The following is a 1,857-nucleotide window of genomic DNA, read 5'->3' on the forward strand; positions in this document are numbered from 1 at the left end:
TGTGGACTTTTTCAGAAGAGAATAATCAGAAAGATGAGTATACGGTAAGTGATGTTAATCCAGCAAAAGTAAAATCAGCTTTAAGCAGTGCATTTTTGAGAAGAAATAAGGAGCTTGGACTAATTGCTGGAACTGATGAGTATAAAAAGGCGTTTGAGGAATTTAAGGTTCAGGAGAAGCCCAAAATCATTGAAAGGCAGTTAGCCAAGATGAACAAAAATAAGTCAGATAAAAAGTTTAAATTTGAGAGCGGGACTTCTCCGTTCACTAAAGACTTTTACAGGACTTTCAATGAAGAATTTGTAAATGATTTTATGGTTAAAAATCCTTCCATTAATGAGTTAAAAAATAAGGTTAAGGTGTTTTCAAATGAAGGTGCGGAAGTTGTAGTCAGAAGGACTGAAAAAGTAAATTCTTCTGAAGATCTTGACAGGACAAAATTCGCTATGGAAAAGGAGAAAAAGGAGCTTGAAAGTAAGATTGGCAGCAATGATTATTCAAAAAATGAGTTTATGAAATATACAGAAATTCTTTCAAAAAGGGAAATTATTGACAAAAAGAAAAAAATTTCAAAGGAAGATTTCTTGAATGAATTTAAAAACTATGAAACAGATTTTAAGGCAAGAAAAAGTAATAAGGAAATTACGGATTTTAAGCGTATTTTCAATATAAAGAAGATAATCAGGGACAAATTAAATCAGAGACAGAATAACAAAAATTTCAAGAAAAATCTTAAAAAAGAAATAAAATTATTTGATGAAATTTTCAAGAATGTAGATTTTGAAGCAATCAATAAAAAAATAGAAGATTATTCAAAAAGTGAAAAAGTTGAAGAGCTGATTAAGAACAGGGAAAATCTTTATTTTGAGATTAAAACACTTGAAACTGAAGCGAGTAATTTAAAAAGTTCAATTAATTTTTTGGAAAAGGAACAAAACAGCAAAAATAATGAAATACGTAATCTTGATGAACAAATCTGGGAAAAGAAAATGGAAGCGGAAAAACCTTATGTCGTTTCAGAAAGGCGAAAGCAGGAACTTATTAATGAAGTTCTTAATGAAGCAAGAAAACGTGGAGATACCTTGATGAGAAATATTAAGAAGGACGTAGAAAAGGAGGAAGCCAAGAATAATGCTATAAAGCAGGATATTTTAAATGAAAGACTTCAAATGGAACGAGAACTGCAAGAAATTAATAATAAACGTAGGCAGCTTAATGATAGCTATGCGGACTTGGAAGAAAAGAAAAGACGTAAAAAAGCCGAGCTTGAAAAACTGGCCCAACCAATTATACAAAAAGAAGTTGATGATCTGGTTCGTGAACATTTGAGATACTACGAAGTTACAGACAAGGATATTTTAAATTTTAAAGCAAATAACAAATCTGAATATGATAAGTTGTTTGGAGAAGCTCAAGCTAGAGCAGATGAGAAAATTAAGGGAGCTTATATTAGGCGAAAACATGATGCAGGCAAGAAATTCATTAAGCAAATGACAAATATGCTTCACGAATATATCAATGTGAAACTTTCACTTTTAGAAATTGAAAAAACAGTAATAGCGGCAATTGAAAATGTTCCAGACAACACTTATGGCTGGTGGGATGATTTTAAGAATAATCTAAATATTGAGCTGGAAAATACAGTTAGGGAGAGAAACGCTGTACATAATCGAAGTAGTTCTCAATATGATAGAAGTTTATAATATTCAACAAAAAAAGGACTTCAAGTCCTTTTTTATTTGTAAATATTTTTTTCTCTGTCCTGTATATTTATTTTATTTTTCCATCTTTGTATGTTTTTCTCTTTTTATCTTTATAAGTTTCTTTTCTATCTGAAATTTCTATAATTAATATTAA

General features: G+C 30.0%; 1 protein-coding gene. It reads left to right on the top strand.

Going from position 1 to position 1,857, the window contains the following annotated elements:
- The coding region (locus HMPREF1552_RS12520) for a hypothetical protein (RefSeq protein ID WP_021743912.1) at window positions 1-1,703 on the top strand (1,703 nt) is incomplete at its 5' end.
- Between the last annotated feature and the right edge of the window lie 154 nt (window positions 1,704-1,857).

Source organism: Leptotrichia sp. oral taxon 879 str. F0557 (assembly GCF_000469385.1).
In the GTDB taxonomy this organism is placed as follows: domain Bacteria; phylum Fusobacteriota; class Fusobacteriia; order Fusobacteriales; family Leptotrichiaceae; genus Leptotrichia; species Leptotrichia mesophila.